This is a genomic window from Nocardia sp. NPDC004568 (assembly GCF_040609955.1).
GTDB lineage: Bacteria > Actinomycetota > Actinomycetes > Mycobacteriales > Mycobacteriaceae > Nocardia.
This window is the reverse complement of sequence record NZ_JBEXLL010000060.1, coordinates 21069-46436: the sequence shown is the minus strand read 5'-3', so window position 1 is coordinate 46436 and position 25368 is coordinate 21069. Positions and strand designations below refer to the sequence as shown.

The 25368-nt window shown below is 69.7% G+C and carries 24 protein-coding genes; 16 read left to right on the top strand and 8 right to left on the bottom strand.

The genetic code is table 11. The features are described 5' to 3' along the window. Positions 1 to 46: 46 nt before the first annotated feature. Positions 47 to 232, bottom strand: coding sequence for a DUF2795 domain-containing protein (locus ABZV91_RS23950; RefSeq protein ID WP_355245676.1), 186 nt, complete (start codon positions 230 to 232; stop codon positions 47 to 49). A gap of 354 nt (positions 233 to 586) precedes the next feature. Here ABZV91_RS23950 and ABZV91_RS23945 point away from each other — a divergent pair, with 354 nt between their 5' ends. The 5 genes from ABZV91_RS23945 (at position 587) to ABZV91_RS23925 (ending at position 4690) form a co-directional block, all read left to right on the top strand. Then, the gene (locus ABZV91_RS23945; RefSeq protein WP_355245673.1) at positions 587 to 1174 is read left to right on the top strand and encodes an STAS domain-containing protein; all 588 of its coding nucleotides are present in this window, start codon (positions 587 to 589) and stop codon (positions 1172 to 1174) included. 207 nt (positions 1175 to 1381) lie between these two features. Further along, positions 1382 to 2134 (top strand): GAF and ANTAR domain-containing protein, encoded by a 753-nt coding sequence (locus ABZV91_RS23940; RefSeq protein ID WP_355245670.1) that lies wholly within the window; start codon positions 1382 to 1384, stop codon positions 2132 to 2134. Positions 2135 to 2255: 121 nt separating this feature from the next. Then, positions 2256 to 2699 (top strand): hypothetical protein, encoded by a 444-nt coding sequence (locus ABZV91_RS23935; RefSeq protein ID WP_355245667.1) that lies wholly within the window; start codon positions 2256 to 2258, stop codon positions 2697 to 2699. A 64-nt stretch (positions 2700 to 2763) separates the two neighbouring features. Beyond that, complete coding sequence (locus ABZV91_RS23930) at positions 2764 to 3111, top strand: rhodanese-like domain-containing protein (RefSeq protein WP_355245664.1); 348 nt, start codon at positions 2764 to 2766, stop codon at positions 3109 to 3111. A 343-nt stretch (positions 3112 to 3454) separates the two neighbouring features. Beyond that, positions 3455 to 4690, top strand: a complete 1236-nt coding sequence (locus ABZV91_RS23925; protein ID WP_355245661.1) for a hypothetical protein — start codon at positions 3455 to 3457, stop codon at positions 4688 to 4690. A 10-nt stretch (positions 4691 to 4700) separates the two neighbouring features. Here ABZV91_RS23925 and ABZV91_RS23920 read toward each other — a convergent pair whose 3' ends face one another. Then, entirely contained in the window at positions 4701 to 5519 is an 819-nt protein-coding gene (locus ABZV91_RS23920) for a hypothetical protein (RefSeq protein ID WP_355245658.1), read from the bottom strand. 222 nt (positions 5520 to 5741) lie between these two features. Next, on the bottom strand, positions 5742 to 7061 hold the full coding sequence (locus ABZV91_RS23915; protein ID WP_355245655.1) for an MFS transporter: 1320 nt from the start codon (positions 7059 to 7061) through the stop codon (positions 5742 to 5744). Between the two features lie 56 nt (positions 7062 to 7117). Here ABZV91_RS23915 and ABZV91_RS23910 point away from each other — a divergent pair, with 56 nt between their 5' ends. After that, the gene (locus ABZV91_RS23910; RefSeq protein ID WP_355245652.1) at positions 7118 to 8110 is read left to right on the top strand and encodes a helix-turn-helix domain-containing protein; all 993 of its coding nucleotides are present in this window, start codon (positions 7118 to 7120) and stop codon (positions 8108 to 8110) included. A 177-nt stretch (positions 8111 to 8287) separates the two neighbouring features. Here the strand turns inward: ABZV91_RS23910 and ABZV91_RS23905 are convergent, their stop codons facing one another. Beyond that, positions 8288 to 8794, bottom strand: a complete 507-nt coding sequence (locus ABZV91_RS23905) for a flavin reductase family protein (protein WP_355245649.1) — start codon at positions 8792 to 8794, stop codon at positions 8288 to 8290. A 415-nt stretch (positions 8795 to 9209) separates the two neighbouring features. Between ABZV91_RS23905 and ABZV91_RS23900 the strand changes: the two genes are divergently transcribed. The 6 genes from ABZV91_RS23900 (at position 9210) to ABZV91_RS23875 (ending at position 15154) form a co-directional block, all read left to right on the top strand. Beyond that, positions 9210 to 9641, top strand: a complete 432-nt coding sequence (locus ABZV91_RS23900; protein ID WP_355245646.1) for a DUF2946 family protein — start codon at positions 9210 to 9212, stop codon at positions 9639 to 9641. A gap of 101 nt (positions 9642 to 9742) precedes the next feature. Further along, entirely contained in the window at positions 9743 to 10870 is a 1128-nt protein-coding gene (locus ABZV91_RS23895; protein WP_355245643.1) for a PLP-dependent cysteine synthase family protein, read from the top strand. A 47-nt stretch (positions 10871 to 10917) separates the two neighbouring features. Beyond that, the gene (locus ABZV91_RS23890; protein WP_355245700.1) at positions 10918 to 12243 is read left to right on the top strand and encodes an MFS transporter; all 1326 of its coding nucleotides are present in this window, start codon (positions 10918 to 10920) and stop codon (positions 12241 to 12243) included. A 203-nt stretch (positions 12244 to 12446) separates the two neighbouring features. Further along, positions 12447 to 14519, top strand: a complete 2073-nt coding sequence (locus ABZV91_RS23885; RefSeq protein ID WP_355245697.1) for an MMPL family transporter — start codon at positions 12447 to 12449, stop codon at positions 14517 to 14519. A gap of 67 nt (positions 14520 to 14586) precedes the next feature. Then, the gene (locus tag ABZV91_RS23880; RefSeq protein ID WP_355245694.1) at positions 14587 to 14856 is read left to right on the top strand and encodes a metal-sensitive transcriptional regulator; all 270 of its coding nucleotides are present in this window, start codon (positions 14587 to 14589) and stop codon (positions 14854 to 14856) included. Between the two features lie 52 nt (positions 14857 to 14908). After that, a complete protein-coding gene (locus tag ABZV91_RS23875) occupies positions 14909 to 15154 on the top strand; it encodes a DUF2892 domain-containing protein (RefSeq protein ID WP_355245641.1) in 246 nt (81 codons plus the stop codon). A gap of 171 nt (positions 15155 to 15325) precedes the next feature. Here ABZV91_RS23875 and ABZV91_RS23870 read toward each other — a convergent pair whose 3' ends face one another. Beyond that, positions 15326 to 16477: an ATP-binding protein gene (locus tag ABZV91_RS23870; RefSeq protein WP_355245638.1), complete on the bottom strand. Its 1152-nt coding sequence runs from the start codon at positions 16475 to 16477 to the stop codon at positions 15326 to 15328. Then, positions 16474 to 17163, bottom strand: coding sequence for a response regulator transcription factor (locus tag ABZV91_RS23865; protein ID WP_355245691.1), 690 nt, complete (start codon positions 17161 to 17163; stop codon positions 16474 to 16476). The genes ABZV91_RS23870 and ABZV91_RS23865 overlap by 4 nt, the downstream gene beginning before the upstream one ends. A 215-nt stretch (positions 17164 to 17378) precedes the next feature. Between ABZV91_RS23865 and ABZV91_RS23860 the strand changes: the two genes are divergently transcribed. The 4 genes from ABZV91_RS23860 (at position 17379) to ABZV91_RS23845 (ending at position 23179) form a co-directional block, all read left to right on the top strand. After that, on the top strand, positions 17379 to 17657 hold the full coding sequence (locus ABZV91_RS23860) for an SHOCT domain-containing protein (protein ID WP_355245635.1): 279 nt from the start codon (positions 17379 to 17381) through the stop codon (positions 17655 to 17657). A gap of 325 nt (positions 17658 to 17982) precedes the next feature. Then, positions 17983 to 18612: a DUF305 domain-containing protein gene (locus tag ABZV91_RS23855; RefSeq protein WP_355245632.1), complete on the top strand. Its 630-nt coding sequence runs from the start codon at positions 17983 to 17985 to the stop codon at positions 18610 to 18612. Between the two features lie 267 nt (positions 18613 to 18879). Then, entirely contained in the window at positions 18880 to 20850 is a 1971-nt protein-coding gene (locus ABZV91_RS23850) for a copper-translocating P-type ATPase (RefSeq protein WP_355245688.1), read from the top strand. A gap of 391 nt (positions 20851 to 21241) precedes the next feature. Continuing rightward, positions 21242 to 23179 carry a KUP/HAK/KT family potassium transporter gene (locus ABZV91_RS23845; RefSeq protein ID WP_355245629.1) on the top strand — a complete coding sequence of 646 codons (1938 nt, stop codon included), beginning with the start codon at positions 21242 to 21244 and terminating at the stop codon, positions 23177 to 23179. 159 nt (positions 23180 to 23338) lie between these two features. On the opposite strand, the gene ABZV91_RS23840 is transcribed toward ABZV91_RS23845, so the two are convergent. Together ABZV91_RS23840 and ABZV91_RS23835 are read right to left on the bottom strand one after the other, a co-directional pair. Next, positions 23339 to 24136 (bottom strand): SDR family oxidoreductase, encoded by a 798-nt coding sequence (locus tag ABZV91_RS23840; protein WP_355245685.1) that lies wholly within the window; start codon positions 24134 to 24136, stop codon positions 23339 to 23341. A gap of 340 nt (positions 24137 to 24476) precedes the next feature. Beyond that, positions 24477 to 25247 (bottom strand): RNA polymerase sigma factor SigF, encoded by a 771-nt coding sequence (locus ABZV91_RS23835; protein ID WP_355245682.1) that lies wholly within the window; start codon positions 25245 to 25247, stop codon positions 24477 to 24479. Positions 25248 to 25368: the final 121 nt, after the last annotated feature.

The following is a 25368-nucleotide window of genomic DNA, read 5'->3' as shown; positions in this document are numbered from 1 at the left end:
CCGGGCCGGGGCCGCGCGGCCCCGGCCCGGTTGCTGTCCGTTGCGCTCAGAAGATCGCCTGGCTGACCGCGTTCGGTCCGTCGAACGTCCGGTCCGGTAGGCCGCTGAGGGCGTCGAGCACGTCCGCGTCGGCACCGTTCTTCTTCGCCGTGGAGACGAGGCCGTCACGGTCACAGGGGTAGTCGATACCGGAGAGATACTTCTGCACCTGCACAGGACTGATCTGGCTCATTGTGCGCTCCCTTGCTCGAATGGGCTGTCGGACCGGCGGTTTCGCCGAACCGGCCCGGTCACGGACTTTCCGCCGGGTCACATTCGGTGGCGGTGACCCGACCGGTTTCCCGGTCGGCATATCTGCCGTACCGCTGAACCTTCGTTCCGGCGACGGCCGTGCGCCGCCACCCGGCCGCCTACCCGGGACCGGTCGGGGCAAACACCGGTCCGCCCCGCCGGAACGGGCGAGTGGTTCGAGTCCGGCGGCGGCGCCGGGCGCGTAGGGTGGAAACGACGGGTTCACGTTCGCCTTGAGACTCCAGGGTCGGCCCGGCCACGATGCCGTGAGGCATCTCGACTGATCCGAGTCCCCATGAAGCCATCCGATTCGTCTGCTGCACCTGTTGCCCTCACTTCCCCGTCACCGTCCCGATCGCCCGGTGACCAGCTGGTCTTCCGAACGCTCCGGCGCGGCGACATCGTCGTCCTGGCCGTCCGCGGCGAAGCGGACGCCTTCACACTCCCCCTGTGGCGGCAGAAGGTGCGCGAGGCGGTCGAGACGGCGAGTGCCGGAGGCGGCGCGCTGATCGTCGATGCCGGCAGGCTCGGCTTCCTGTCGTTGCGCACGCTGGCAGCGCTGGCGGCCGACGCGGCGGCATACCGCCGCGACGGTGTGCAGGTATGCCTGGTGACCGGCGACGCGCGCCTCGCGCGCCTGGCCGGCGCCGACTCCCGGACCGCGAGCCTGCCCATCCGCTCCACCGTCGTCGCGGCGGTGACCGCGTTGTCGCGGCGACCGGAGACCACGGCCGGTGGCGGACCGGGCCGGTTTCGAACCCCGATCGTCACCCGGGACGAGCCGGGTATCGACCGTCCCGCCTATCGGGCCGGCGAGATCGTCGCCGGACACGCCGGCCTCCCGGACACCGTGATCGGCACGGCGATGCCGCGCCGCCGGTAACTCTGCCGCCCGTTCGTCCCGTATCACGGTCCGGGGCGCGATGGTTCCGGCCGGAAATCCCACCGGGCCGGTGCGCCGGGTCCGCGGACACCGCCGCACCGGCCTTCCGGACGTAGGGTGGAGGGCGGACGTGGCCTCCGGACGCGGACCCGCGGGCGGCGTCGTCGGCCGGTACGCGGTCGGCACCTGCTGCGGAGGGCGATTCCGATGGCGATCGATACACGGCCCGACCCGGGGGACGACGCGGCGGCGGAAGTCTCCGGCCCCTCCCGGACACCGGCGGACCTGGCCGAGCGCTTGGGCGATCTGGCCCGCTATCTGGAGTCGCGCGCGGATGTGACGGCCACGCTGCAGGGCATCGTCGACACCGCGGTGGACACCGTGCCGGGCGCGGCGTACGCGGGAGTGTCGGTGATCGCGCGGCGGCGGATGATGGAGACGCCGATCGTCTCCGCGAGCGTGGTCTCGGCGGTCGATCGCGCCCAGATCGAGTTCGGGCAGGGCCCCTGCCTGACCGCGCTGTACGAACGGCACACCGTGGCAATGCCCGATACCGCAAGCGAACAACGGTGGCCGCGGTTCGCCGCGCGCGCCGCCGAACTCGGTATCGGCAGTATGCTCTCGTTTCAGCTCTACGTGCTCGACGACGATCTCGGCGCTCTCAACCTGTACGCCTGCGCATCCCATGCCTTCGGCGCCGATTCCGAACGCGTGGGCCGACTCTTCGCCGCCCACGCCGGTGTGGCGATGGCCACCGCACGGCAGGTCTCGCAGTTGAAGCACGCCATCGATACCCGCGACCTGATCGGTCAGGCCAAGGGCATTCTCATGGAGCGGTACAAGCTGACCGCCGAACAGGCCTTCGCCCTGCTGGTACGCGCCAGTCAGCACAGCAATACCAAGCTCACCGAAATCGCTTCCTACCTCTGCCGGAGCGGCGAGCTTCCCACCGGGCCGTAGCTCGGGGGTCCGGACTGGTCCGATCTCGTCGGGGGCGGCCAGGCAGCGGGCCACAGCCCTTCAGTCGAGCTGAAGGAGGTGTTAGGCTTCAGCTAACCTGAAGGTCGAGAGGGAGCTGTTCATGCACAACCTGTTGCTGTCGGTCCATGTCCTGGCAGCGATCGTTTTCCTCGGTGGCTCGGCCGTGGCCACCAGTCTGTTTCCCCGCTACGCCCCGGTCACCGGCACCGACGGCGCGACACCGGACCGGCATCACGCCGTCGCCGCCGCACTGCACCGGATCACCGGGACCTACGGCCGGCTGGGCCTGACCGTTCCCGTGGTCGGCATCGTCCTCGCCACCCTTCAGAACCGCCTGGGCGAGATCTGGATCACCCTGGCGATCGTGCTCACCGCCTGCGCCGCCGCGCTCATCCTCACGACGATCCAGCCGATGCAGCGTCAAGCCCTCGCGACGCCCGACGACGAACGGCGACTGCGCACCCTGAGCATGCTCACCGGCGGATACAACGTGCTGTGGCTCACCGTCGTAGTGCTCATGATCGTGCGTCCCGGCGCCGCCTGACCCTGGCCGACCAGCGAAAACGTCATCGCGACCACCCTCCCCCCCGAAGTGAGGACCGACTCCCGTGAGCATCCGCCACTACCTGTACCGCGCGCCTTCCCTGTCCGCGCCGGAGGCGATCGACGCCGTCCGTGACGGAGCGCTGATCGTGGATGTGCGCCGGCAGTTCGAATGGAATCGCACCCACATTCCCGGCGCGATCCACCTACCGCTCGAACAGTTGGCGACAGGATACGAACCACTGCCCGACGATCGGCTCCTGATCACCTTCTGCACCGGCGGCCTGCGGTCCTACGGCGCCGCGAATCTCCTCATCGAATACGGCTTCGAGGCAAAGAACATGTCGGGTGGCCTGGTCGAATGGCGAGCCGCCGGCGGTGCGCTCGAGCCGGGTGCGCGGCCGGACCGCTGAGGACCGCCGGCTCCGGACGCCAGGGTCTCCGGCGTCGAGACCCCGGATACCCAGCCGTGACAACTCCGGGAAATCAGCAATCGAACGGCCACCCCGTTCTTACCGCGTACGGGCCCGACACTTCGATATCGGTTCCAGCGCTTGCGCGCTCGAGCCGGGTCCGATCGCGATTCCCACGCGCCGAACTGCCAACCCTCCGCAAATATCGGAACTGCGGATTCTCTGTCAACGGTGGTTAAGTTCTGGTTGAACATCTCCTCCCACTGCCCGGGAAGTGTTCGAATGTTATGTGCCGGAGGAGAAAGAAAATATCGTCCGGGCCTGCGCCCAGGAGGTTGTCACCGTGACCGAGACCAGCGGCGCCACGCTGCGTCCGTCCGCACTGGACCGATTGATCCAGCTCGACGAGAACGAGGAACTGTCCGTCGACGATGTGCGGTCCGCAGCGCGCAAGCTGGGTCTGGCGGAGGGACAGCTACAGCAGTGGCTGACGTTCCGCAGAGCGCGGCGATCACCGGTCGCACCGGGGGCGGCACCGGAAGGCGCTACTCGCATCATGGGTTACCGTGACGCCGAGCACCGGGACCGGATCGTCGAAGTCGCACTGACGACCGGGGACGACGGCCTGCCCTGGATACCGGACAGCGATGTGACCACGTTCCGCGCCGACGCCCACCGCAGTCTGGCCGCGGCGGAATTCGCCCGCCTCGACACGGTGTACACCGAAGGGATCGACGCGACGTGCCGCTGGCTCACCGCGCGCACTGGCCGTCCGTGCACGCACCACCCGGACGGTGCCGCCACGCCGATACCGTTCGGCGAACCCGGAGCCGCCGGATACCTCTGGGACCACACGTTTTCGACGGCTCGCCCCGGTTTCGCCGAGGTGTCCCACCCCGGCGAACGGCACGAGATCCTCGGGTTGTACCGGTTTCTCGGCGAACTCGTCTGCGGCAGCCCGGGTCGCGGGCACACCGTCGCCCGGCTGCGCGGGGCACAGGCGGGTTTCCTGTTGCACGGTATGCGATTGGAACTGCCGCCCGACCTCAACTACTCGGTAGGCCCCGGGCTGACCACCACGCGCGTCGAGGACAGCACCATCGGACAGATAAGGGCGCGCACCGCGAACCCGGTCGACGCGGCAGCCCTCACCACCCTGTTGTGTACCGGCGCCACCATGGTGGAACTCGGTTCGGTGCCCTGTACCGGACTTACCCGCGACGGTCTCGTCTTCACCGGGCCGATCGGTTATGTCCAGGCCGCCGATCTGTACGTATGGGTTCTGCCGGGCCCGGTGCGTGCGCTGTTGCACGAGGCCCGCGCGTACCAGGAAACTCGCCCGGAACCCGCGGCGAAACTGTTCGCCGGCGCCATCGGTGGTGCCGGACGCCGCCTGCGCCAGACCGCGGCGCAGTGTGGCGTCACCTTGCCGGACCTCCATCACTGGCACCACAGCTGGATCCGCGGCGCCGGGCTGCTGCGCCGGGCCGAATCGCCGGAGCCCGCGCGCAACACCGATATGCTGTTCGCGCTGCGACTCTGCCCGAATCCCGCGCCGCCGCGCGAACGTCAGTTCTGACGAGGGGTGATCAGCCGGGCCGCGAGCCCACCGGTGCCGGACGGGAGCCGGTGGTGTGCGGGGGCACCGAAGTCGCGGCAGGCCCCCCGCGACCGGGAAGGATCGTCGACAATGCCCCGAGCACGTCGGCCGTCTGATCCGCCGGACCGCCACGGGTGTGCGCGGCCACCGTGAAACCCGGCCCGAACGATGCCGAGGCGACTTCCTGCGGCGGGGCGTCCGCCCATCCCCATTTGGTGCCCTGGACCCCGGGCAGTGTGGCCGTGCCCCAGTTCTGTTCGGTGCCGTCGGCGGCGCGGGGCGCGGCGGTGGCCATCCAGGAGAAGATCGGGGAGGCCGGTTCCGTGCGCTGTTTGGCGGCGAGGAAATCGGCCACGTCGGCGGTACTGGTGGTGGAGCTGCCCCAGTTCGCGCCCGGCCGGGTTTCGGTCAGCCCGTACTCGGCGGCGACGATCGCGATGGCCTGCGGATATTTCGCCTCCACCGCGTCGGCGGCCGCGTCGTCGGAAAACCGGATCATTCGCTCGCCGTAGGCGAGATCGCCGGCCGAACCGTCGCCGTGGCGCAGTACGTACTCGGTGAGGTAGAGCTTGGCCAGCGACAGCGCGCTGCGTACCTGGCGCTCTTCGGCGGTGCCCCAGCGCAGCCGGTGAGCGAGCGCACCGAGACGGCCGTGCGTGGCGCGGGCTCGCTCGCGGCGGTCGACGGGCCCGGCTCGGGGCCCGGTGCCGCCTGCGCGACCGGCGGACCGAGAGCACAGCAGGTCAAGAGGGCGGCGAAGGTGAGGACGCGGTAGTCCATGGCCTCTCCCGGCGTCGGCGCGGGGCACGGTCGGCCCGCGATCACCGAGTGCTTTCCCCGAGGCCCGGCGCACAAACGCCGATCACGACTCGTGGCGGTAACAGTCGGCGAACGGTAGCTCCGCCCCGGCACTCCGCCGGGCCGAACGGCACGGTCCCCTGCACTCCGGACGGGCCGGGTTCGCCGGCAGCGCCCGGTCGGGCCTGTGGGCCCGCAGCGCCCGATCGAGCCCGGCTTCCCCGCCCTCGGGTCAGACCCGCCTGGCCGCAGGTTCCGCCGTCACCGCCGGCGCACCACCCCGCGGTCTGCGCGCGGCACCGCACAGGAGTGCCGCCACCACACACAACCCCGCGGCGGCGAAGAAGGCGAGGTCGTAGGAACCGTGGGCATCGCGTATGTAGCCCGCGCCGAACGCGGCCACCGCGGCGCCGAGCTGGTGGGCAGCGAACACCCAGCCGAAAACCACCGGGGTCGACGCACCGAACCAGCTGCGGCAGATCGCGATCGTCGGGGGCACGGTGGCGACCCAGTCGAGACCGTAGAAGACGATGAAGACCCAGGTACTCGGCTCGGCACCGGGCGAGAGCAGCGACGGCAGCAGAAGCAGTGACGCCCCGCGGCCGAGGTAGTAGATCACCAGGAGCACGCGAGGATCCACGCGGTCGGTGAGCCAGCCGGAGAAGATCGTGCCCGCCACGTCGAAGATCCCGATGGTGGCCAGGAGCGACGCGGCGACGGTGACCGGCATACCGTGATCATGCGCGGCGGGGATGAAATGCGTGCCGATCAGTCCGTTCGTCGTCATTCCGCAGATGGCGAAACTGCCCGCGAGCAGCCAGAATACGGGCACCCGCGCGCCCTGCGCCAGCCCGGCCAGCGCCGCCGAGAAGGTGCCGCCGGGTAGCGGTCCGGCCACGGGCTCCGATTCGCCGCCGTAGGCGGTGAGGCCCATATCCTCGGGACGGTCCCGGATGAACAGCACGACCGGCGGGATCACCGCCAGAGCCGCGAGGGTCACGATGATCGAGGCCCAGCGCCAGCCGAAAGCCTCGGTGGCCGCGGCGACCACGGGGAGGAACACGAGCTGACCCGTCGCGCTCGCCGCGGTGAGCACCCCGGTGACCAGCCCGCGCCGGGCCACGAACCACCGGGTCGAGACGGTCGCCACGAAGCCCATGGAGAGAGACCCGGTACCCAGCCCCACCAGCACGCCCCACAGCAGGACCAGCTGCCAGCTCGCGCTCATCACGGTGCCCACGCCGGTCCCGGCGGCGATGAGCAGCAGCGCACCGGTGAGGACCGGGCGCACGCCGAGCCGATCCATCAGCGCGGCGGCGAACGGCGCGGTGACGCCGAAAAGCACCATGTTCACCGACATCGCGGCACCGATCGTCGCATGCGACCAGCCGAATTCCTGATGCAGCGGCGTCATCATCACACTCGGTACGGCGCGGAACCCGGCGGCACCCAGGATCGCCACGAAACTCACGCCCGCGACGATCCAGGCGAAATGCGGTCGCGGCCACCGCCCGGCGCGCGCGACCGCGGCACCGGAATCGATCTTCGTCATCACGATCATCAGCTTCCGGCAGGCGGCGGCCGCTCACCAGTGGCAGAATCGACAATATGCGTGAAGATCGTGCCATCGATGCGCCACGGCGGCCGCATACCGTCGTCGTGCTGCTGCTCGAACTGGTGGTCGGGTTCGACGCGACCATCCCGTCCCTGGTGTTCGGTGAGGCCACCGACGAGGAGGGTAACCCGCTGTACCGGGTCGTGACGTGCTCCCTCGACGCCGCGCCCGTACCGGCCACCGCGGGGTATTCGATGGTCGCCGCGGCCGGTCCGGAAGCACTCGCCGGCGCCGATACGGTGATCCTGCCGGGTACCAAGTACCGCGCCGCCCGCTCCGGCGGCGCACTGGACCCCGCCCTCGCCGCGGCGCTGGCCACCGTGCCCGCCGACGCCCGGATGGTGTCCATCTGCACCGGCGCCTTCGTACTCGCCGCCGCGGGCGTCTTCGACGGCCGCCGCGCCACCACCCACTGGCGCTACGCCGACGATTTCCGCCGGCTGTTCCCGGCGGTCGAACTGGACGAGACCGTACTGTTCGTGGACGAGGGCGCGGTACTCAGTTCGGCGGGCCTGGCGGCCGGAATCGATCTGTGCCTGCACATCATCCGCCGCGACCACGGCGCCACCGTGGCCAATCGGGCCGCCCGCTACTGCGTCGTACCGCCCTGGCGCGAGGGCGGGCAGGCCCAGTTCATCGAACATCACATCCCCGGACCCGACGACCTCAGCACGGCCGCGACCCGGGCGTGGGCGCTGACCCGGCTGGCAGAGCCCCTCAGCGTCGCGACCCTCGCCGCGCACGCGCGGATGAGCCCGCGCACCTTCAGCCGCCGGTTCCGCGCCGAGACCGGGCTGTCGCCGGGAGCCTGGCTCCGTGACCGTCGGGTCGATCTGGCCCGGGAACTGCTGGAGTCGGCGGATTTGCCGGTGGACGAGGTCGCCGAGAGGTCCGGGCTCGGTTCACCGGACAACCTCCGCCACCATATGCGGCGCGGTCTGGGCATGTCGCCCTCGGCGTATCGGAAGACGTTCGCCGGCCCCTGATCCGACGCCCGCACCACCTGGATCCCGGCCGACGAGGCGACCCTGCTACCCCGGCGCAGCCGGATTCGGCGCACCGATCGCCCCACAGTGGCCCACGTCCGCGCCCCGCGCCCCAGGGCACCCGGGAGCTCCGCGGCTATGAATCCCTGGATCACCCAGGCGAATCCGCGGCCGGGGTCAGGCCGGGTGCCCGGGCCGCAGGTCGGCGACATCGTGGAAACGCAGTACGGCCGGTGCGGGCGCCGGGACCGCGCCGGTCTCGGGCGCCAGCACCAGGCCGGTGTGGTCACCGAAGTCGTGCCGGGCGAGGATGCGTCCGCAGAACCAGGCCACGGCGTCGAGCAGGATCGGGACCCCGTGCGGGCCGGAGCGCCAGCGGCACCGCGCGAATTTGTCGATCTCGTCGCCGGTCTGCGCCCCGAACAGCGCGGCGAGTTCCCTGTCGTGCGCGCCCACCAGGTGCACGGCCGCGAACTCCGCGTCCGGCGCGACCCGATAGGTGTGATTGGTCTCGGAAAGGCATACCAGGAATCGCGCGGGATCGATCCCTACCTGGGACGCGAATCCCACCAGGCATCCGGACCGCTCACCACCGGCGGCCAGGGTGACGATGTACACGGGCGCGTCGGCGGCGGCCACCAGGTCGTCGAAAGCGTCGGATTCGGGTTGTGTGTTCGCCGGCATACGCCGTGTATATCAGGGCGACTCCCGCACCGGACCGCCGTCGACAGGGGACCGGGCCGGCCGGCGGCGCACCGTCCGGTTCCTCCCACCGAGGCGCGGACGAAGCGCCGTGCACCCATTCGTATCGCACGGGGCGGGTGCCACCGGTGGCCTGGTCACAGGACGGCCGAGGGTGTGCGCCGATGACGCCCGCGTCGTTTCGCGACCGTTGCGGTGCTGCTCCGCCGCTCCGGCCGCACTGCGAGAACAATGGTGAAGGCGAGGAGGTGGTGCAGATGAGCGGGAAGTCCGCACTCGCCGCTGTGCAGCGCGGGCGCGCGGACAGCGCCCGGCACGACGACGTCGGTGCCCCGGCCGCGGCAAACGGGGCGCGTGCACACGGCCGCCTCCGGTGCCCGGATCCGAGTGGTCCGCGGTGAACGACTCTCCCGGTCTACGACGTACGTCGGTGGCGCTGCTGCTGATGGCGATGCTGCTGGTCGCCCCGATAATGCACTGCACCCTGTACCGCGTCGACGAGCGCGCCCACGCCCACTCCGGCGGTACGGTGGCCGCGCTGTCCGTCGACAGCTCGCAGACCGATGACGCACACGGTACGAGTGGCCCTGCCGGACACCACGGTGATCAGCAGCACATGATCTTCTGCGTCGAGAAGTCACTGCTGCCCGCCGGCGGCGCGACCGTGCTGCCGTTGCTGTGGACGGTGCTGATCGGTTCGGTCACCGTGGCCACGGTGACCGTGATGTTCACCGCCGGTACCCAGGGGATCCGTGGGCCGCCGGGTACCGGTTCACCCGCGCCGACCGGGCAAGCCATTCTCACGAATTTCTGTATCTCCCGACGCTGACAGGTCAGCGCCAGGCCGTCGTGTGCTGTCGGCCGGTGTTCGCTGCCCGCTCATCGTCTCAACCGCCCTGTGTGGCGGTTCGGATACAGAAAGCGACGATCATGAACAACGTCGTGTCCGGCAAGTCCGCCGCGCCGTCTGCGACCGCGCTCACCCCGCCCGCTCCCGTATGGGAGTCGAGTTCACTGGTCGGCAATACCCCCGTTCTGTGGGTGGGAGCGCCGCTGGCGCCCGCCGGCCGTGGGTTCTGGGCGAAACTGGAGGGGTTCAACCCCGGCGGGATCAAGGACCGGCCCGCACTGCACATGGTCCGGCGCGCGAAACAGCGTGGCGACCTGGCGCCCGGGGCCCGCATCATCGAATCCACCAGCGGCACGCTGGGGCTGGGGTTGGCACTGGCGGGCGCGGTCTTCCACCATCCGGTCACCGTGGTCACCGATCCGGGGCTCGAACCGATCGTGGAACGCATGCTCGCCTCCTACGGCGTGCGCATCGAGGTGGTGGCCGAACCGCATCCCAGCGGTGGCTGGCAGCAGGCCCGCCTCGACCGTGTCGATGAACTCCTGGCCGCCGAGCCCGGTGCGTGGTGCCCCGACCAGTACAACAATCCCGACAATGTCGACGCATACGAAACCCTCGGACTCGAACTCGAGCAGCAGTTGGGCCGAATCGATGTCCTGGTGTGCGCTGTCGGCACCGGCGGCCACTCGGCCGGTGTGGCGCGGGTCCTGCGCCGATTCGATCCCGGCCTGGCGCTGATCGGTGTGGACACGGTCGCCTCCACGATTTTCGGTCAGCCGGCCGGCCCCCGGATCATGCGTGGGCTCGGTTCCAGCATCTTCCCCCGCAATGTCGACTACCCGGCCTTCCACGAAGTGCACTGGGTGGCGCCGGCCGAAGCGGTCTGGGCCTGCCGCGCGCTGGCGGGTACGCATTACACGACCGGCGGCTGGAGCGTGGGAGCCGTCGCACTGGTCGCCGGATGGGCCGCACGTACCTTCCCGGCCGATCTCCGGATCGCGGCAGTGTTCCCCGACGGCCCCCAACGCTACTTCGACACCATCTACAGCGACGACTACTGCCGCGAACACGGCCTGCTCGACACCGCCCCGCCGATCGAACCCGATGTCATCACGCACCCCGGCCGGCGGGTGGTGCGCTCGTGGACCCGCTGCACCACCATCATCGACCCGCACACCGGCAACCCGGCAGGAGAGGCGGCATCGTGACCGTAGTGGGCAGCTTCCGCAGCTTCGACCTCGCCGCGCGACTGCTGATGATCAACCAGTTCGGCATCAACCTCGGCTTCTACATGCTGATGCCGTATCTGGCCGGCTATCTCGCCGGACCTCTGGGGCTGGCAGCGTGGGCGGTCGGGCTGGTACTCGGCGTCCGCAATTTCTCCCAGCAGGGCATGTTCCTCCTCGGCGGCACCCTGGCCGACCGGCTCGGATACAAACCCCTGATCGTCGCGGGCTGCCTGCTGCGCACCGGCGGCTTCGCGCTACTGGTATTCGCGACCGCCCTGCCCTGGCTGCTGATCGCCGCCGCCGCGACCGGGTTCGCCGGCGCATTGTTCAACCCGGCCGTGCGCGCCTATCTGGCCGCCGACACCGGCGAACGCCGAGTCGAAGCGTTCGCGGTGTTCAACATCTTCTACCAGGCCGGCATCCTGGCCGGGCCACTGCTGGGCCTGGCACTGATGCTCCTCGACTTCCGCGTCACCGCCGCGGCCGCGGCAGTCGTGTTCGCGGTCCTGACCGTGGCACAACTGTTCGCCCTCCCCGCCCGCCGCGACCAGAAGGCGACGGAACCGACATCGTGGCTGCAGGATTGGCGCGCGGTGGCGGCCAACCGTCGCTTCCTGTGTTTCTCGCTGACGATGATCGGCTCGTATGTGCTGTCGTTCCAGGTGTACCTCGCCCTGCCGCTGCAAGCGGCATACCTGGCCGGCGCCCACTCCCAGATTCTGGTCTCGGCACTGTTCGTGGTCTCCGGGATCGTCGCCGTGGCCGGACAACTGCGGATCACCGGATGGTTCGAAGCGCGCTGGGGAACCGGACGCAGCCTCGCCGTGGGGATGGCGATCCTGGCCGCAGCGTTCCTGCCGCTACTCGCCGTCCCCGGCCCCGGACGATTCGGCGTCGCGGCCGCCGTCGCCGCGCTACTGCTGTCCACAGCAGTGCTCGCGGTCGGCACCGCCGCGGTCTTCCCCTTCGAGATGGACACCGTCGTCTCACTCGCCGGCGGGAAACTGGTGGCCACCCACTACGGCTTCTACAACACGATCGTCGGCACAGGCATCCTGGCCGGCAACCTCGCCACCGGCGCCGTCGTCGGCGCCGCCCGCGCCGCCGGCGCGGACTGGGCGGTATGGGCCGGACTCGGCGTCATCGGCGCACTGTCGGCCTTCGCGCTACACCGACTCGACCGATCGGCTCCGCAGGACCGGCCCCCTCGCGGCGAGCAGGACATACACCCCACCACCGAAGCGCGCCCTTCGGGCCCGGAAGCCGCGCAGCCGGACATGACTCCCGCCCACCAGCCGCCCTCCGACGTCGACCATCACGAAGGCCAACCGGCGAGGACAACGCGACGCTGATCCCGGCTCCGAGCCCGCCACCACACTTGACGCATATACCCCCTGGGGTATCCTCGATTCGGACGGATACCCCCCGGGGTATAAACAGGGCCGATCCGGCGAACAGCCCGTGCAGGCGGAGGTAAGCAGTGACAGAGACGATCCCCGATCGGAGAGAGACCGACCGAACCCCGGGCGGGCCACTCTCGCGCCTGGGCGCGACCATGGCCGGGCACACGCGCTGGGTGTTCGGCGCGTGGTTGATCGTGCTGGTCGCGCTGGGCTCGGCGGCACCGAGTGTGTTCACCTCCCTGGCCGGCGCCGGATGGCAGGCCGACGGGTCGGAGTCGGTACAGGTGCGGGAATTGGCTCAGCAGCACTTCGGCGGAAACTCCTCGGCGGCCGTGCAAGTGGTGGTGCATTCCGACACCGAGACCGTCGACAGTCCGGCGATGCAGCGCGTGCTGGCCGGGGTCACCACCGAATTCGCCGGTGACAGCCGCTTCGGCACCGTGGTGCCCCCGCAGCCGGGGATGACGATCAGCCCGGACGGGCATACGGGCATCCTCGTCGCGGGTGCGAACGCCTCCACCGACGATATGGTGCGCGCGGTCGACGAACACAAGCAGGCACTGACGGCGCTGTCGGGCGAGGGAATCGAGGTCTATCCGACCGGGGCGTCCGCGCTGTGGAGTGATTTCAACAAGGCCAACCACGACGCGATGATCAAGGCGGAGTTGTTCTCCTGGCCGGTGACTCTGGGAATCATGGTGCTGGCGTTCGGCTCCTTGGTGGCCGCGGGATTACCGCTCCTGCTGACCGTTGCCGGCCTGGTGGCATCGGCCGGTGGCCTGGTGCTGTTGAACCAGATCACACCCATCTCGGTGTGGGCGATGAATTTCGCGATGATGTTCGCTCTCGCCCTGGGTATCGACTACGCCTTGTTCATCGTCGCCCGTTTCCGCGACGCGCTGACCAGAGCCGGTAGTGCTCGTGCCGCCGTGGCCGAGACCATGGACACCGCCGGCAAAGCCGTCCTGCTGTCCGGACTCACCGTGCTGGTGAGCCTGTCGGCTGTCCTGCTGGTTCCGGCACCCGCGGTGCGCACCATGGCGGTGGGGATCATGCTCGCGGTGGTCTTCGTCCTCGCGGCCACGCTCACCCTGCTGCCCGCGGCCCTCGGCGGGCTCGGGGGCAGGATCAACGCCGCCGCACTGCCGTACGCCACTCGGCAACAGCATCGCTCGCCGCGGTTCGCGCGGTGGGGCGAACTACTGCACGCGCGCCCGTGGCCGTTCGCGATCGCCGCGCTCGCGGTTCTCATCGGGCTGGCGATTCCGGTACTCGGCCTGAAAGTCGCCATGCCCTCGATCCAGGTCGTGCCCGCCGACGCGCCCGTGCGGCAGGGCTATGAACTCGTACAGCAGCAGCTGGGCACCGGCGCGCCGGGCGCGTTGCAGATCATCACTCCGGCCGGCGACGCCGCCGAGACCGCGCGGATCGCCGCCGCCGGTGACGGGATCGCGATGGTCACACCCGCACAGCCCGCCGGTGACGGTTCGGGTCTGGTGATGATGCAGGCACTGCCCACGGTCGACCCCTCCGACGGGCAGATGGGCACGATCCTCGACGGGCTGCGCGACCGCTTGCCGGCGGGGGCGCTGGTCGGGGGCGCGCCCGCGGAGAACCTCGATCTGCAGGGCGCCCTGAACCACTATCTGCCGATCATCGTCGCGGTGATCCTCGCACTGGGCTTCGTCCTCCTGCTGGTCGCGTTGCGGGCCCCACTGATCGCCGCGCTGGGCACCCTGGTCAGCCTCCTCTCGACCGCGGCGGCCTTCGGTGTGGCGAAGCTGATCTTCCAGGACGGTCACGGTGCGGGCCTGCTCGGATTCACCCCGCAGGGATTCCTCGACGGGTGGGGGCCGGTGTTCTTCTTCGCGATGATCTTCGCCATCGCCATGGACTACACCGTGTTCCTGCTGGCCACCGCGAAGGAGCACTACGAGCACTCGAACGATCCGAAGATCGCCCATGTCGACGGCCTGGCCCATTCCGGGCGAGTGATCTTCGCGGCGGCCTCCGTCATGGTCGCGGTCTTCTTCACCTTCGCCCTGGCGCAACCCCTGCCACCGAAGGAGATGGGCATCATCCTCGGGGTCGCCGTCCTGCTCGACGCCATCGTGGTCCGGCTCGTCCTGCTGCCGGTGTTGCTGCGGCTGACCGGCCACGCCGCCTGGTGGTCGCCCCGATGGCTGCGCGCGGTGCTCCCGGCCATCGACTTCTCCCACCGATGAGAGCGGACGGAAACCCTGGATACCCCCGGGGGTATCATCGGGAGAGGTGACCGAGAAGGAGAAGACGATGAACGGCGACGAGAACAGCATCGCACCGGTACTGAACCGGTTACGCCGCGCCCACGGCCAGCTTGCCGGCGTGATCGCGATGATCGAGGCGGGACGCGATTGCAAGGACGTCGTCACCCAGCTGGCGGCGGTGTCCCGCGCCCTGGACCGGGCCGGATTCAAGATCGTCGCCACCGGTCTGCGCGAATGCCTCGATCGCCGGGACGACGGCGACACCGCCCCGATGACCGTCGACGAACTGGAAAAACTGTTCCTCACCCTGGCCTGACCCCGCGCGCAGCGCGGACGGTGGCCACCTCGCGAAAAGGACGGCTCTACCTGTGCAGCGCTCCCCGCGGTCCCGCGGATGGACCATCGACCGTATCGTCCCGCTACTGGCGGGAATCCTGACCATCACCGGATCGGCTCTGGCAGCGGCGGTTTCGCCCTGGTGGCTGCTGCTGACCACTCTGGTGGGTGCCAACCTGCTGCTCTACAGCGCGGTCGGCTGGTGCCCGGCCACCTTGCTCATGGCCCGCCTCGGGATCCCGTCTCGCACCACCGCGTGTGCGCACCCGCGCGCATGACGACCCGCGAACCGCGTTCATCGACGGACACGTCCGCTCGGTCATGAGCGACACCACCCGGCTTCGACTGTGCGCAGGGCAGCAGCGGCCGCGGTGGCGCCGTCGAGCGGCCTCGTCAGGAGTCGCCCGTGGCAGGGCACTTCCCTTGTCCGGGCGGGTTCGACAGCGTGGTCAGTGTCCGGTGGGTAGCTCGACGGTGAAGCGTGCTCCGTGGCCGGGTCCGCGGCTTTCGGCGCGGAGGTGGCCGTGGTGGGCTTCGACGAGGGCGCGGGTGATGGTCAGGCCGATACCGCTGCCGCCGTGGCGGCGGTCGCGGGCGGTATCGGCACGGTAGAAGCGGTCGAAGAGGTGGTCGAGGTGGTCGGGGGCGATACCGTCTCCGGTGTCGGTGACCGCGATCTCCACGCGCCCCGGACCCGCCAGCCGGCTGCTGACGGTGACCCGGCCGCCGGCGGGGGTGTGCCGAAGGGCGTTGTCGAGAAGGTTGCCCAGCACCTGTCCGAGCCGGTCGGGATCGACGGATACGGCGGCGGAGTCCTGGAGGTGGGCGCGTAGTGCGACGCCTTTGGTGTCGTAGCGTTCGTGTACCGCGTGGACGGCGTGGGTGATCAGTATCGCGGTGGTCGTGGGCACCGGCTGGATCCGGGTGAGGTGTTCCTCGGCGCGCGACACCGCGCTGATGTCCTGAACGAGGCGTTCGAGACGGTGGGTCGCCGAGCGCAGAACCTGGCGGGTCTCGTCGTCGAAATCGCGGACGCCGTCGTCGAGTGCCTCGAGGTAGGAATCGAGTGTGGCGATCGGGGTACGCATTTCGTGGCCGAGGTCGGCCAGCATTCTGCGCCGGGTGGTTTCGGTGGCGTCGAGCCGGCGGGCGAGTTCGTTGACGGTGACGGCGAGTTGGTCGAATTCCCGGCCCAGCCCGGGGCTGTGGACGCGGGTGTCGTAGCGTCCGCCCGCGATCCGGGCGGCCGAGGTGGTCACGGCGGTTAGAGAGCGTTGGACACGGTGGGTGATATACCAGCTCACCGCCAGTGCCAGGAGCACCGCGATCGCCACGGCCAATCCCCAGGCGAGCATGATCGCCTGGCCGAAGGCCTGCTCGACGTGTGCGGCCTGATCGGAGTTGTGGTCGATGCCGGCCTGGCCGAGATGGTCGTGGAAGATGCCGGGGGCCATCGCGGAGGCGACCAGCCAGGCGCTGACGGCGCATCCGATCACCACCACGGTCAAGGCGCCGAACAGCCGAGTTCCGAAACTCGAACCCGCCGAGCGCCGCACCGGCCCTTCGGCGGCCGCATCGTGTTCGTAGAGACCGGAGTTCATGTTCCGCTGCCCATCCGGTAGCCGACGCCGCGGACGGTGCGGACATAGCGCCCGCGGGTGGCGTCGTCGCCGAGCTTGCGACGCAGATGACCGATGTGTACGTCGACCAGGTGCTCGTCACCGATCCAGCTGGGACCCCACACGGTGCCGATCAGCTGGGCTCGGGTGAGGACCACCCCGGGGTCACGGGCCAGGGCGGCCAGGACGTCGAACTCGGTGCGGGTGAGCGCCACCGGCGCCCCGCCGACGGTGACCTCGCGGCCGTCGACGTCGATGGCCAGATCACCGAACACGCGGGCCTGGGGATCGGCACCGGTGCCGGCCGGCCGGGTGGGGGTGCGTGGGCGGCGCAGCATGGCCTGGATCCGGGCCATCAGCTCGCGGGGGCTGAACGGTTTGGTCATGTAGTCGTCGGCACCGACCGAGAGCCCGATGAGCGTGTCGACTTCTTCGGCGCGTGCGGTGAGCATCACGATGTAGGCGTCGGAGAAGGTTCGCAGCTGCCGGCACACCTCGACCCCGTCCAGCCCCGGCAGGCCCAGATCGAGTACCACGACATCGGGGTCGACCTGCCGGGCGAGCGCGACAGCGTCGCGTCCGTCGCCGGTGAGGGTGGCTTCGAACCCGTCGCGTTCCAGATAGGTGCCGACCAGACTCGCCAGCGGCGCCTCGTCCTCGACGACCATCGCCCGCAGCCTGGTGGGCGGGCGCTGCGCCGGCACGGCATCGCGGGTGGTCGCGGGTGGGCGAGCAGACGGGGCCATGGTGTTCATCTTCACCAGGCCACCGTGTCACCGAGGCCGTGGCGGGACTTCTTGAGCAAATCTTCATACGACCTCCACCGAAGTACCGGGACAGATCCACGAGGCTGGGTAACACGAACCGAGGAACGGAGGCGCCCATGATGGGCTGGGCCGGCGATATCGGCTGGGCAGGCTGGACCGTCATGGCCGTGGGCATGTCCGCGTTCTGGGCGTTGGTGATCTATCTGGTGGCCACGATGCTGGGTACAGGCCTCGGGGCGGCGCGCCCCGACGAGACCGATCCGCTGCGGCTGCTCGAATCGCGTTTCGCCCGCGGAGACATCGACGCCGACGAGTTCACGGCACGCCGACAGGTCCTGACACAGACAGATGGGGCCGCCGGCCACCGCGGCCGGCGAGGAGACTTCCGTGGCTGAACCCGGCCACCGATCCAGCACGCTCGGATCTCGCCGGTGCCGCGATCCAGGCCGGCGCCCCCACCTCGACGGTGCGGCACCGGGCATACACCCGGACCAGCGGGTGCCGATACCCACCGTGTCGGGCACGTTCCACCCGGGCATCGAATCCGGCCGATACGCACACTCGAAATCAGTTCGACAGCGCCGACCTCCGCCGTAGGCCCCGCACTGCCACAACCCCGACTGCCGGAAGCCGGACGACGACCACCGTCTCCTCCCCCGGGCCGCGCCGACCGATCACCGGCCCACTCGTTCCTGTGTCCCTGAGAGAAAAGGATCCCCTGTGAACACGAAGAAGACCCTCGCAATCGGTGCCACCGCACTCGCGGTGGCATTGGCGGCCGCCGCGTGCAGCGACTCCGACACCGGCACCACCACCGCGCCGTCGAGCGCGGTCACCTCGACCACCACCGCTGCCGCCGAGAACGCGACGGCCCACAACCAGGCCGATGTGATGTTCGCGCAGATGATGATCCCGCACCACTCCCAGGCCATCGAGATGAGCGACATGTTGCTGGCCAAGCAGGGCATCCCCGAACCGGTGACCGCCCTGGCCGACCAGATCAAGGCCGCCCAGGGCCCGGAAATCGACCAGCTCACCACCTGGCTCGGCCAATGGGGCGAACCCACTGGGATGCCGGACGATATGCCGGGACACGATATGCCGGGCATGCACGGCATGGAAGGGATGATGAGCGAGCAGGACATGCAAGCCCTGTCCGCCGCGCAGGGCACCGAGGCCGCCCGGCTGTTCCTGACCCAGATGATCGCCCACCACGAAGGCGCGATCGACATGGCGCGGACCGAGATCGAGGACGGACAGTTCCCCGACGCCGTGGCGATGGCCCGCACCATCGTCGACACCCAGCAGCAGGAGATCGACACCATGCGCCAACTGCTGACCACCCTGTAGAACGCACCCGCTCGTATTCCTCATCGCCCGCCGCACCCAGGGAGGCAGCAGATGTCGCATCCAGAGCACCGGCCCACCCACCAGGACGCACCCGCCGGCCGGCACCACGGCATCTCCACCCAGAGCCCGCCGCCGGATGCTCGGGATCGGCACGCCGGCCACGGCGAACACCTCGCTCACCTCGGCCACGACGCTCACCCCGAGCACGGTGCCCACGCCGAGGGCCGTGGCCATGATCGGCATGCCGGCCACGGAGCACACGGAGAAATGTTCAGGCGCCGGTTCTGGATCAGCCTGATCCTGTCGGTGCCTGTCGTCGGGTTCAGCCACATGGTCGCCGACCTGTTCGGCTACCACCTGCCCGACCTCCCGGGCCTGACGTGGATCCCGCCGGTGCTGGGCACCGTGATCTTCGTCTACGGCGGCCGGCCGTTCCTCACCGGCGGCTGGGCCGAACTGCGCTCACGACGACCCGGGATGATGCTGCTGATCGCCATGGCGATCAGCGTCGCGTTCCTCGCCTCCTGGATCACCACGCTGGGCCTGGGCGGATTCGAGCTGGACTTCTGGTGGGAGCCGGCCCTGCTCATCGTCATCATGCTGCTGGGGCACTGGCTGGAGATGCGGGCACTGGGCTCGGCCTCCGGCGCACTCGACGCACTGGCCGCCATGCTGCCCGACACCGCGGACAAGATCACCGACGACGGTATCGCCCAGATACCGCTGGCGCAGCTGGCCCTCGGTGATCTGGTGCTGGTGCGGGCCGGGGCACGGGTGCCCGCCGACGGCACCGTCACCGACGGCCGCGCCGAAGTCGACGAATCCATGATCACCGGCGAATCCAGGACCGTGACCCGCGGCATCGGAGACAACGTGGTCGCCGGCACCGTCGCCACCGACAGCGCCCTGCGTGTGCGGATCACCGCGGTCGGGGACGACACCGCGCTGGCCGGCATTCGACGCATGGTCGCCGACGCCCAGGCCTCCTCCTCCCGCGCCCAAGCACTGGCGGACCGGGCCGCGGCCTTCCTGTTCTACTTCGCCGCGATCACCGGCATCCTCACCTTCACGATCTGGACGCTGCTGGGCAACGTCGACGAAGCTGTGGTCCGCACCATCACCGTGCTCGTCATCGCCTGCCCACACGCCCTGGGTCTAGCGATACCGCTGGTCATCGCCATCTCCACCGAACGCGCCGCCGAAGCAGGCGTCCTGGTCGAGGACCGGCTCGCCCTCGAACGCATGCGCACCGTCGACGTGGTGCTGTTCGACAAGACCGGCACCCTGACCCAGGGCCGCCATCAGGTCATCGGTGTCACCGCCACCGCGGGCATCGACGAAGAACACCTGCTGGCGCTCGCCGCGGCTGTCGAGGCCGACAGCGAACACCCCCTCGCCCGCGCCATCGTGGCCGCAGCCCACGCTCGCGTCCCGGCGCCCGAGCAACCGACCGCCACCGGCTTCCGGTCGCTGCCCGGCCGCGGGGTCCACGCCCTCGTCGACGGCACCGAGGTGACCGTCGGTGGTCCGGCCGTGCTCAGCGAGCTGCGGTTGCCGGTGCCCGAGGATGTCGGCGCCGTGACCCGCGGTTGGGTGCAACGCGGCGCCTCGGTACTGCACTTGATCCACGGCGACCGTGTGCTCGGCGCCGTGGCGCTGGAAGACGCTGTCCGCGAAGAATCCCGCCAGGCCATCGACGCCCTGCACGCCCGCGGGGTGAAGGTCGCGATGATCACCGGCGATGCCCGCCGAGTCGCCGATGCCGTCGCCGCCGACCTCGGCATCGACGAAGTGTTCGCCGAAGTACTCCCCGAACACAAAGACGCCGAGGTCACCGAACTACAGAACCGCGGCCACACGGTCGCGATGGTGGGCGACGGCGTCAACGACGCCCCCGCCCTCGCCCGCGCCGACGTCGGAGTAGCGATCGGCGCCGGCACCGACGTCGCCATCGAATCCGCCGGAGTCGTACTCGCCGCCGACGACCCCCGCGCGGTGCTCTCGATCATCGAACTCTCCCACGCCGGCTACCGCAAGATGTGGCAGAACCTCGTATGGGCCACCGGCTACAACCTCGTCGCCGTCCCACTGGCCGCCGGCGCACTGGCCTTCGCCGGCATCGCGATCTCCCCCGCCATCGCCGCGGTACTCATGTCGGTCTCCACGATCGTCGTCGCCCTCAATGCCCAACTCCTGCGGCGACTCGACCTCGATCCCGCCCACCTCACCCGTACCTGACGCACACCTGCCGACCGGATACGAGTCCTCTGCCTCACTCGGAGATGACCCGTGCCTCCTGACCGCCCGCGGGACACAGTGGTTCTGGCCGACACCCACAGCGGCCTGGTCTCGTCACCGCGGACGGGCCGAGCCGGGCCCGGGGATCTTCACGCGATCCGAACGCCGCGGTCGCCGGTGCGGTGCGCACCGAGCTCCGCCTCGGTGGCGGATACGCGGCGACAATCGGGTTCCCGAGCGGTAGCTGGATCGTCGCCGTAGAGGTTCCGTAACCGCATCGCCGGCAGGCGGGTAGCGGTTGCGCCTCCTCTCCGGCACGAACGGCCGGTACGACACCTCGGTGTCGCCGGGCACGATATGGTGCGAGCCCGGATCGAGGAGGAGCACGCCGATGGTTACCGAGACACCGACCGGTTCGCCGGGCCACACAGCGGGGCGCGGCCCCGTACGTGCCGCGGTGGTGGTGGGCGCGCTGGGCGTGGTGTTCGGTGATATCGGCACCAGCCCGATCTACACCCTGCAGACCGTGTTCAACCCCGAGGATCCGCATCCGGTCCCGGTCGGCACCGCCAACGTGTACGGGGTGGTGTCGCTGATCTTCTGGTCGGTGATGATCATCGTCACCCTCACCTACATCTCGCTGGTGATGCGCGCCGACAACGACGGTGAGGGTGGGATCATGGCCCTGATCACGCTGCTACGCCGTCTCGGCGGAACCCGTGGCCGTCGCGCGGCGGCCGTTCTGGCCGGGGTCGGGATCTTCGGCGCCGCCCTGTTCTTCGGCGACAGCATGATCACGCCCGCGATCTCGGTACTCTCCGCGGTGGAGGGGCTGAAGATCGTCGAGCCGGACCTCGAGAATCTGATAATCCCGATCACGGTGGTGATCATCATCGCCCTGTTCGCCGTTCAACGCCGCGGCACCGCCGCGGTGGGACGGCTGTTCGGGCCGGTCATGATCCTGTGGTTTCTGACCATCGGCGCACTCGGGGTCATGGCGATCATCGACCATCCGGAGATCTTGAAGGCCTTGTCGCCGACCTATGCGCTGAGTTTCGCCCTCGGCCATTTCCACATCGCGTTCTTCGCCCTGGCCGCTGTCGTTCTCGCCGTCACCGGTGCCGAGGCCCTGTACGCCGATATGGGCCATTTCGGACGCAAGGCCATCACCAGGGGATGGCTCGGTCTGGTTCTGCCGGCCAGCACCCTGAGCTATTTCGGCCAAGGCGCACTGATTTTGAGCGACCAGGCCACGGTCAGCGGCCCGTTCTTCCTGCTGGCCCCCGGGTGGGCGCGACTACCGCTGGTGCTGCTGGCCACCGGCGCTACGGTGATCGCGTCCCAGGCCGTGATCACCGGTGCTTTCTCGGTGGCCTCGCAGGCCGTGCAGCTGGGGTATCTGCCGAGGCTGCGCATCGCGCACACCTCGGAATCGACCATCGGCCAGATCTATGTTCCGTGGATCAACTGGCTGCTCATGGTGTCAGTATTGACGCTGGTCTTCGCGTTCCAGTCCTCCGCGGCACTGGCCTACGCCTTCGGCATGGCGGTGACCGCGACCATCACCATCACCACACTGCTGTTCTTCTACGTGGCCCACACCAAATGGCGCACCCCGCTGTGGCTGGTGTTGCTCGGCGCGATCCCCCTGCTGGCCATCGACGCATTGTTCCTGGCCGCCAACCTGACCAAGCTCGTGCACGGGGCGTGGCTCCCGCTGCTGATCGGCGTCACCGCGTTCACGGTGATGATCACGTGGGCACGCGGGCGCGTGGTCGTCACCGCGGCCCGCGAGAAGGCCGAGGGACCACTGCGCGTCTTCGTCGACCAGTTGCGGCACCGGGACCCACCGCTCATCCGGATCCCCGGCACCGCGGTATTCCTCAACCGCGGCAGCGAAACCACTCCCTTGGCGATGCGCGCCACTGTCGAGCACTACCGGGTGCTGCACGAACATGTCGTGATCCTGTCACTGGTCACTCTGCCGGTCCCCCGGGTCGCCGATGCCGACCGTGTCCGGATAGACGCCCTCGGCTACGCCGAGGACGGCATCATCCACGTGACCGCCCAGCACGGCTATATGGAAGCCCCGCGGGTCCCACAGATACTGCGGCTGCTGGATCCGGCTCAGACCGAAGGCCCGCTCTCGGTGGACGACGCCTCCTATTTTCTGTCCAAGATCGAATTGAAGAAGGGAGAGGTGGCCACTATGGCGGCGTGGCGTAAGCGCCTGTTCATCGCCACCTCGTTCGTCACATCCGACGCCGCCGATTACTTCGGCCTCCCCCGCGAGCGAACGGTGATCGTGGGCTCACAGGTCGAAGTGTGACACCGCGAGTGTCTACCTCGGCTCGGGCCCGCACCGTCCGACGTGCCGACAGGGCTCGGGCCGAGCCGAGCCGGTCGGCCGAGAGCTGATCATCGGCGGTTCGTCGGGCAGACCGGCGATCGGAGACTCCCCGACGCCGCCCGCACTCCCACAACTCGATCAGTAATACACCGGACCGGGGACGCCGCCGCCCGCCGCGATGGCGTCACCGGTGATGGCGATACTGCGCGGAGAGGCGAGGAAGGTGACCACATCGGCCACTTCACTCGCATCGATGACCCGCCGCAGGGTGTTGCGCGCGACCTCGGCCTCGAGGCCGGCGATCGCGCGTCCGGATTTCTCGGCATCGACAGTCAAGCGGTCGGTGAGACGTTCGGTTCTGGTCAGGCCGGGATGAACCACGGTGACATTGACACCCGAGGGGCCGAGTTCGTCGGCCAGATTCTTGGTCAGCGCGGACACACTGATGTTCCGGATGGTCTGCGCAACCGAATTCGCTTGCCGCGCACCGAGTCCGCTGATGTTGACAATCCTCCCCCACCGCTGCTCGACCAGGTACGGCGCCACGGCACGGGCAGTGCGCAGATATCCGAGGACCTTGATCTCGACCTCCCGCCGCACGATCTCGTCGGTGGTGTCGGCCAGCCCGGCCGGCGCCCCCGCGCTCCACGGGGTGGCGGCGGCGTTCACGAGGATATCCACCCCGCCGAGTTCGGCGACCGTGCGCCGGACGAGCTCCCGGACCTGGTCGTCGTCGCCGGTATCGGTGGGCACGGCGAGCACGCGCCGCCCCGTCTCGGCGGCCACCGCGGCGGCCGCGGCCTCGAGTGGTCCGGCCGAGCGGGCCGCGAGCACCACATCCACGCCCTCGCCGGCCAGCCCGCGCGCGACGGCCAGCCCGATGCCTTTGCTCCCGCCGGTGACGATCGCCCGTTTTCCGTCCAGTTCCAGGTCCACGTCGAGCACGGTAGCGGGTTCCGCGGGCACGGTCGCCGATCCCGCTCGGACCGATCCGAATTCCCGGGGACGCGCCTGCCCCTTACCGACCCGCCGCCCGGACGCCGACCCGGAGAAAGGACAGCGACACCGGCCCGGCGCGACAGTGCGCCGACGCCGAGGTCTCCGATCCACCGGGCCGCGAACCCGATCGTCGGGTTCGCGGCTGCCGGCGGCCGATCCGCGGAACCGGCACCGCGCGGGCGGCGGGTACCGCGCACGGCGGTGCCGTCGGGATCGATGCCCGCGGGAGCCCGGCGGCCGAGCGACCCGGGCGCGCTGGTGTCCGGCGCCGCCCGGATCAGGCTGCCGTGGTGATCGATTCGGCCTGTTCGGGCTCGGCCATCGCCTGCTCCCGCAGAGTGCGCAGGGTTTTGGCGAGAATCCGCGACACCTGCATCTGCGAGATATCGAGCCGCTCGGCGATCTGGACCTGGGTCATGTTCGCGAAGAACCGCCAGACCAGGATCTGCCGCTCCCGCTGCGGAAGTCGCGCGATCAGCGGGCGCAGGGTCATCGCATCCTCGAGCAGCCGGTAGCAGGGGTCCTCCCCGCCGAGCCGGGCCAGTACCGCGGGCGGCGAGATATCGTCGTCCTGGTCGTCGGTGGGGGCGTCGAGGGAACTGCTGGTGTGCGCGTTACCGGCGATGAGCGCCCGGGTGACATCGGTGAGATCGGCGCCGAGTTCCGCGGCGATCTCCCGCGCGGTGGGCATCCGGCCCAGCCGCTGGTACAGCGTCTCGGTGGCCGGACCGATCCGCAGATGCAGTTCCTTGGTGCCCCGCGGTACCCGCACGGCCCAGGTGTGATCACGGAAGTGGCGGCGTACCTCGCCCATGATGGTCGGGATGGCGAAGGACAGGAACGAGCTGCCCCGTGACCCGTCGAACCGGTCCACCGCCTGGACCAGACCGAGACGCGCGATCTGGAGCAGATCGTCGAACGCTTCGCCGCGACCGGAGAAACGGCGCGCGATATGTTCGGCCAACGGCAGGCAACGGTGCACGATCTGCTCGCGGAGCGCCCGCCGGCGCGGATCCGCGGGTGCGAGCGCCGCCAGTTCGGCGAACAACGGTTCGATATTGTCGTAGCTGTCGCCGGGGCCGGGCACATGGGCGGTACTCGGCGCACGGCCTTCGGCGTGCTGGTCGTTCGTGGCTTCGGTCGTTACGTTCACCGGACGCTCCTCGGGC